This window comes from Streptomyces sp. 13-12-16 (assembly GCF_002114215.1).
GTDB lineage: Bacteria > Actinomycetota > Actinomycetes > Streptomycetales > Streptomycetaceae > Streptomyces.
Genome location: NZ_NCTE01000910.1, coordinates 8,591 through 15,501 on the forward strand (window position 1 = coordinate 8,591; position 6,911 = coordinate 15,501).

General features: G+C 68.5%; 7 protein-coding genes and 1 tRNA gene. 1 reads left to right on the forward strand and 7 read right to left on the reverse strand.

Features of this window, described 5'->3' with window-relative positions; genetic code table 11:
* The 5 genes from B7767_RS31925 to B7767_RS31945 form a co-directional block, all read right to left on the reverse strand.
* The coding region (locus B7767_RS31925; protein WP_085575172.1) for a 50S ribosomal protein L25/general stress protein Ctc at positions 1 to 588 on the reverse strand (588 nt) is incomplete at its 3' end.
* 228 nt (positions 589 to 816) lie between these two features.
* On the reverse strand, positions 817 to 1,797 hold the full coding sequence (locus B7767_RS31930) for a ribose-phosphate diphosphokinase (RefSeq protein ID WP_085575173.1): 981 nt from the start codon (positions 1,795 to 1,797) through the stop codon (positions 817 to 819).
* Between the two features lie 88 nt (positions 1,798 to 1,885).
* The gene (gene glmU / locus B7767_RS31935; RefSeq protein ID WP_085575174.1) at positions 1,886 to 3,331 is read right to left on the reverse strand and encodes a bifunctional UDP-N-acetylglucosamine diphosphorylase/glucosamine-1-phosphate N-acetyltransferase GlmU; all 1,446 of its coding nucleotides are present in this window, start codon (positions 3,329 to 3,331) and stop codon (positions 1,886 to 1,888) included.
* A gap of 122 nt (positions 3,332 to 3,453) precedes the next feature.
* Positions 3,454 to 3,524 (reverse strand) — tRNA-Gln (locus tag B7767_RS31940).
* A gap of 6 nt (positions 3,525 to 3,530) precedes the next feature.
* Entirely contained in the window at positions 3,531 to 4,403 is an 873-nt protein-coding gene (locus B7767_RS31945; RefSeq protein WP_085575178.1) for a hypothetical protein, read from the reverse strand.
* A gap of 167 nt (positions 4,404 to 4,570) precedes the next feature.
* Here B7767_RS31945 and B7767_RS31950 point away from each other — a divergent pair, with 167 nt between their 5' ends.
* Positions 4,571 to 5,875, forward strand: coding sequence for a sensor histidine kinase (locus B7767_RS31950; RefSeq protein ID WP_085575175.1), 1,305 nt, complete (start codon positions 4,571 to 4,573; stop codon positions 5,873 to 5,875).
* 68 nt (positions 5,876 to 5,943) lie between these two features.
* Here the strand turns inward: B7767_RS31950 and B7767_RS31955 are convergent, their stop codons facing one another.
* Together B7767_RS31955 and B7767_RS31960 are read right to left on the reverse strand one after the other, a co-directional pair.
* A complete protein-coding gene (locus tag B7767_RS31955) occupies positions 5,944 to 6,438 on the reverse strand; it encodes an SUKH-3 domain-containing protein (protein WP_085575176.1) in 495 nt (164 codons plus the stop codon).
* Positions 6,439 to 6,482: 44 nt separating this feature from the next.
* Positions 6,483 to 6,911: YwqJ-related putative deaminase (locus tag B7767_RS31960; protein WP_085575177.1), on the reverse strand; the 429-nt coding region annotated here is incomplete at its 5' end.

Sequence of the window (6,911 nt, forward strand, 5' to 3'; positions counted from 1 at the left end):
CTCGGCGGCCTCTTCGCCCTCGGCACCCTCGGCGGGCGCCTCCTCGGCCTGCGCGGCCAGCACCTGGATGACGACGGCGTCGTCCTCGACGGCCAGCTTGGTGCCCTTCGGGAGGGTGACGTCCTTGGCGAGGATGGAGGCACCGGCCTCCAGGCCCTCGACGGAGACGGTCACGCTCTCCGGGATGTGCGTGGCCTCGGCCTCGACCGGCAGCGCGGCCAGCACGTGCTCCAGCAGGTAGCCACCCGGGGCCAGCTCACCCTCGGTCTGCACCGGGATCTCGACCTGGACGGTCTCGCCGCGCTTCACCAGCTGCAGGTCGACGTGCTCCAGGAAGCCCTTCAGCGGGTCACGCTGCACGGCCTTCGGGATCGCCAGCTCGTTCGACTTGCCGTCGATGTCCAGCGCGATCAGCACGTTCGGCGTACGCAGCGCGAGCAGCAGCTCGTGGCCCGGAAGGGTCAGGTGCAGCGGGTCCGAACCGTGCCCGTACAGCACACCCGGAACCTTGTTGTCACGGCGGATACGGCGCGCGGCACCCTTGCCGAACTCGGTGCGCGTCGCGACGGAGATCTTCACCTCGGACATGGTCACTCCTCGAAGTCAGAAACGGACGTGGTCACCCGGCCACGAACGGCCTGCTACGAAGAGCGCGTCGATAACGGACAGCCGAACCCGCCTCGTGAAAAGCGGAACGGCCTCCCTCGCCGAGCAACTCGGACAGTCTACTCGGACCAGGAGGCCGCACCCAAAACGATCACCGGAGGGCCCGGTGCAGAACCCTTACTGCACGGACCGCACGGCTCTCACCCGCTCTTACTGCTCGTCGAACAGGCTCGTCACCGAGCCGTCCTGGAACACCTCACGCGCCGCACGCGCGATCGTCGGCGCGATCGACAACACCTTGATCTTGTCGAGGGACTCGCTCAACTCACCCGGCGTCGGCAGCGTGTTCGTGAACACGAACTCGCTCACCCGCGAGTTCTTCAGCCGGTCCGCCGCCGGACCCGACAGCACACCGTGCGTCGCCGTCACGATCACGTCCTCCGCACCGTGCGCGAACAACGCGTCCGCCGCGGCGCAGATCGTGCCACCCGTGTCGATCATGTCGTCCACCAGGACGCAGATGCGCCCCTCCACGTCACCCACGACCTCGTGCACCGTGACCTGGTTCGCCACGTCCTTGTCCCGGCGCTTGTGCACGATCGCCAGCGGCGCACCCAGCCGGTCGCACCAACGGTCCGCCACCCGCACCCGGCCCGCGTCCGGAGACACCACCGTCAGCTTCGAACGGTCCACCTTCGCACCCACGTAGTCCGCCAGCAGCGGCAGCGCGAAGAGATGGTCCACGGGCCCGTCGAAGAACCCCTGGATCTGATCCGTGTGCAGATCCACGGCCAGCAGCCGGTCGGCACCCGCCGTCTTCATCAGGTCCGCGATCAGACGCGCCGAGATCGGTTCACGACCCCGGTGCTTCTTGTCCTGCCGCGCGTAACCGTAGAACGGCACGATCACCGTGATGGACCTGGCCGACGCACGCTTCAACGCGTCGATCATGATCAACTGCTCCATGATCCACTTGTTGATCGGAGCGGTGTGGCTCTGGATCAGGAAACAGTCGGCACCACGAGCCGACTCCTGATACCGCACATAGATCTCACCATTGGCGAAATCGAAGGCCTTCGTCGGGACGACCCCCACATCCAGCTGTTGGGCGACCTCCTCGGCAAGCTCGGGGTGGGCGCGGCCGGAGAAGAACATCATCTTCTTCTCGCCGGTCGTCTTGATCCCGGTCACAGCACAATCTCCTCAGAGGTGTCACAGCTGATGGCGGTGCGGAAGTGCACTTATCACGGTACGCCCTGTTCGAGAGGGCCGAATCCGGTCAGTCCTCGGCGGCCGGCTCCCGCGAAGCCGCCTCCGCCGCCTTCGCGGCAGCACTCCCCGGACGCTTACGAGCCACCCAACCCTCGATATTCCGCTGCTGGCCACGGGCCACGGCCAACGAACCCGGCGGCACATCCTTCGTGATCACCGACCCGGCAGCCGTGTAAGCACCGTCCCCGATCGTGACAGGCGCCACAAACATGTTGTCCGAACCCGTCTTGCAGTGCGACCCGACCGTCGTGTGATGTTTGTCCTGCCCGTCGTAATTGACGAACACGCTCGCCGCACCGATGTTCGAGAACTCACCGATCGTCGCATCACCCACATACGACAGATGCGGAACCTTCGTCCCCTCACCGATCGACGCGTTCTTCGTCTCCACGTACGTACCGATCTTCGCCTTACGCGCCAACCGCGACCCCGGACGCAGATACGCGTACGGCCCCACACTCGCCTCGGGACCCACCTCGGAACCCACCGCCACCGTGTTGTCCACCCGCGCCCCCGCACCCACACGCGTGTCCGTCAACCGCGAGTTCGGCCCCACCTCACACCCCTCGGCGAGATGCGTCACCCCGTGCAACTGCGTCCCCGGATGGACCACCACGTCCTGCTCGAACGTCACCGACACATCCACCCACGTCGTCGCCGGATCCACCACCGTCACCCCCGACAGCATGGCCGCCGTCAGCAACCGGTCATTGAGGATCCGCCGCGCCTCGGACAACTGCACCCGGTTGTTGATCCCCGCGATCTCACGATGATCCCCCGCCACCGACGCACCCACCCGGTGCCCCGCCTCACGCAGGATCCCGAGCACGTCCGTCAGATACTCCTCACCCTGACTGTTGTCCGTCCGCACCCTCTTCAACGCGTCCGCCAGCAACGCCCCGTCGAACGCGAACACACCCGAGTTGATCTCCCGGATCGCCCGCTGCGCGGCCGACGCGTCCTTGTGCTCCACGATCGCCGTGACGGCACCGCCCTCGTCCCGCACGATCCGCCCGTAACCGGTCGCGTCCGGCACCTCGGCCGTCAGCACGGTCACCGCGTTCCCGTCGGCGGTGTGCGTGGCCGACAACCGCCGCAGCGTCTCACCCGTCAGCAACGGGGTGTCCCCGCACACGACGACCACGGTCCCGTCCACGGAGCCCCCCAGCTCCTCCAGCCCCATCCGCACGGCGTGACCCGTGCCGTTCTGCTCCGCCTGCACGGCGGTACGCACCTGAGGGGCGACCTCGGCGAGATGCGCGGTCACCTTCTCGCGGGCGTGACCCACGACGACGACCAGGTTCTCCGGCTGGAGCTCACCGGCCGCGGCGAGCACGTGGCCCACCAGGGAACGGCCACAGATGTCGTGCAGGACCTTCGGTGTGGCCGACTTCATACGGGTGCCCTCACCCGCTGCGAGAACGACGACGGCTGCCGGGCGACTGGTGCTCACGGGATGCCCTTCGGCTGTGATGGGGGAGGGGGTGACATCCGCAGGATACCGGGGTGGTTTCGGGGCCGACATGAGAGCGGGTCCTGACCGGTGACCGGTCAGGACCCGAACTTGAGCATGTGCTCCCGGGGGAGGACTCGAACCCCCATGATCAGAGCCAAAATCTGACGTCTTGCCCTTAGACGACCCGGGATTACCGCTATGTCCGATTTGCTAGATCGGCTGCGGTGGCAGCCCCTACTATGCCGTACCACCAGCCTTCGATGCGACGGTACAGCTCGGCACCTTGCAGGACGGTGATCGCGAGGCAGCCTCGATAGCCGTCGCCGACGTTCTTGCGGACGGTTTTGGGGTTGTGCTTCTTGACGGTCGTTTTCTGGAGGAGTGAGACGTCAACGCCCAATAGATGGGCCCAGTAGCTCTCGGCGCCCTCAATGTCAGCCGTCTCGTGGATCATGACCCTGGAGCGCAAACGACTGCGCTCCACTCCCAGCAAGTCCAGCCAGGCTAGGTAGACGTGGATCACGCCGGGGTCGCTGTTGACGAACTGCACGTTCTCGCGCCTGGCGTACGGCTTGTCCTTGGAGCCCTCGGCCCAGTAGAGGGCCACGCCGGCGATGAAGAGTTCGCGGTCGGACAGTGTGCCGATCTCGCTCGCGGCGGCCGCCTTGGTCCGCTGCCGTTCCTCCTCGCGCAGTCGGAGCGTGGCTTCCCAGCCTCGCCTCGCGATCGCCGAAGCCTCCTCACGGCTTCGTTTCCGCTCCGGTTTCGGCAGATCCCGTACCCACAGCGAGATCGAGCCCTTGGAGCAGCCCAGTTCGACCTGGATCTGGTCGTACGTCCGGCCTTGGAGCCGGAGCTCCCTCGCCTTCTCCCGTAGGTCGTCCTTGGCGTTCGGTCGTTTCGTCCATTCCGGGGCCGGCTCGCCCTGGAGGAGGCGGTTGAGGATGTCGTTGTTGTCGACGTGGAGCCGGTCGCGGATCTGGCGTCGACTGAGTCCGGCTCGTCGCAGAGCCACCGCCTGTTCCCGCAACTTCTCGAAGTCGTCGTATTTGCTGGGTGCATGTGTCACACGCATACCGTCCGGGCGGAATGGTCGGTTCCCCTCTCGAACGGTGTCCGATTCAGCAGTTCGAGGGATTTCGGGCCGTACCGCGTCCGAACGGTCACCCGGTGTGGTGTGGTCCGGACGTGGAAACTCGCCGGAAAAGCGGAGCTTCCCGCCCGTAGGCTGGACACATGACCACGACGGGGGAAGAGCTGGTGACGGCCCGGGGAGGGCCGTGGTGGTGGGACAGGCGGCGCAGTGCCGTGTTCGACGTGGGCCTCGCGGTGGCGTCCGCGCTGGAGTGCGGGCTGGAGGGGGTCCCGTTCGCGCGGGAGGCGGGGGTTCCGGCGGCCGTGGGGGTCGTGTTCGGCGTGCTGGCCGGTTCGGTGCTGCTGGTGCGGAGGCGGTGGCCGATCGCGGTGGTGCTGGTGGCGATCGCGGTGACGCCGGCCGCGATGGGTTTCCTGATGGGAGTCGTCGGCCTGTACTCGCTGGCCGCGTCAGAGGTGCCGCGCCGGATCATCGCGTCGCTGGCCGGGATGCAGTCGGTGGGCGTGCTCATCGTGATGTTCGTGCGGATGCGGCAGAACCTGGCGCGGGGGGAGCTGGACGTCGGGGACTGGATCGTGCCGTTCGCGTCGATCACGATGGCGATCGGGGTGACGGCGCCGCCGTTGTTGCTGGGGTTGTACGTGGGGGCGCGGCGGCGGTTGATGGAGAGTCTGCGGGAGCGGGCGGACAGTCTGGAGCGGGAGCTCCAGTTGCTCGCGGAGCGGGCCGAGGAGCGGGCGGAGTGGGCTCGGGGCGAGGAGCGGACGCGGATCGCGCGGGAGATGCACGACGTGGTGGCGCACCGGGTGAGTCTGATGGTGGTGCACGCGGCGGCGTTGCAGGCGGTGGCGCGGAAGGATCCCGAGAAGGCCGTGAGGAACGCCGCTCTGGTGGGGGACATGGGGCGGCAGGCGTTGACGGAGTTGCGGGAGATGCTCGGGGTGCTGCGTTCGGGTGGGGACGGGGGGCAGCGGCGGGAGCGGGCGTCGGTGCCGTTGGCGGCGGTGGGGGCGGCTGCGGCGGCTGCGGCGTCGCGGGCGGTGGATGAGGGGGAGGGGCCGTGTCTGTCGGAGATCGAGGAGTTGGTGGGGCAGTCGGCGGCTGCGGGGATGGTGGTCGATCTGTCGGTGGAGGGGGAGTCGCGGTCGTGTGCGCGTGAGGTGGAGTCGACGGCGTACCGGGTGGTGCAGGAGGCGTTGACGAACGTGCACAAGCATGCGGCGGGTGCGAAGACGTATGTGCGTCTGGCGTACCGGGTGTCGGAGATCGCGATGCAGGTGGAGAACGAGCCGCCGTCGGGGGTGGGGGCGTCGGCGGGGTTGCCGTCGGGTGGTAACGGTCTGGTGGGGATGAGGGAGCGGGTGTCGGCGTTGGGCGGGGTGTTCGTGTCGGGGCCGACGGACGCGGGGGGTTTTCGGGTGTCGGCGGTGATTCCGGCGTCGTAGTCGGGTGGTCCGGCGTCGTGGTCGGGTGGTCCGGCGTCGTGGTCGGGTGGTCCGGTGGTCGTGTGTGTTCAGCCGGCGGTGAGGCGTGCGGGCTGGATGCCGGAGACGAGGGTGGCGAGGGCGTGGTCGATGTCGGGTCCGAGGTACCAGTCGCCGGTGTGGTCGAGGGCGTAGGTGCGGCCCTGTGCGTCGATGGCGAGGAGTGCCTGGGTGTCGGTCTCGGTGCCGAGGGGGCAGACCTCGGTGTCGAGGGCGCGGCCGAGGTCGCCGAGGGTGCGGGCCTGGTGGAGGCCGTGGAGGGGGTCGAGGTGGAGGGTCGTGGGGGCGATCTGGCGGCCGGGTCCGGTGGGGGTGATGTGGAGTCCGCCGAATTCGGCCCAGGCTTCGACGGCGGCGGGGAAGACGGTGTGGCGGTGTCCGGCGGGTGAGGTGTGGTCGCGGAGGGTGTCGGCCCAGATTTCGGCTTGTTTGATGTTCCAGCGTCCGGGTTGCCAGCCGGCGGCGCGCAGGGCTGCGTCGACGGGGACGGCGAAGCGGGTGGTGGAGGTGCGGTCGGTGTGCATCTGCCTTCGTTCGTCGAGGTCGTGGGTGGTGCGGGGGGCTGGGGTCAGCCGTTGGTGGCGGGGTCGACCATGCGGACGCCGAAGTGGGCGATGAGGGCGGTGCAGGCGCGGCAGGGGGTGGCGTAGGCGCCGTGGAGGGGGTCGCCGTCCTCGCGGATGCGGCGGGTGGTGAGTTTGGCGTGTTTGAGGGTTTTGCGGGCTTCGCCGTTGGTCATGGGTCTGCGTGCGGCGCGTTTGCTGCGTGCGGCGTCGGCGGTGGTGATGTGCCGGGAGATGAGGATGGTCTCGGCGCAGCGGCCGGTGAAGCGGTCGCGTTGGTCGCTGGTGAGGGTGTCGAGGAAGTCCTGGACGAGGGGGTGCAGGGCGGGGGGTGTGTCGCCGCGTGCGGCGGTGCCGGTGAGGGTGGCGCCGCGGACGGAGAGGGCGGCGGCGATGGTGGGGAGGATGCCGTCGCGGCGGTGGTGGAGGGTGGG

Coding starts and splice junctions, on each gene's coding strand:
- B7767_RS31950 (WP_085575175.1), top strand. CDS start 4,571: ATGACCACGACGGGGGAAGAGCTGGTGACGGCCCGGGGAGGGCCGTGG.
- B7767_RS31955 (WP_085575176.1), bottom strand. CDS start 6,438: ATGCACACCGACCGCACCTCCACCACCCGCTTCGCCGTCCCCGTCGAC.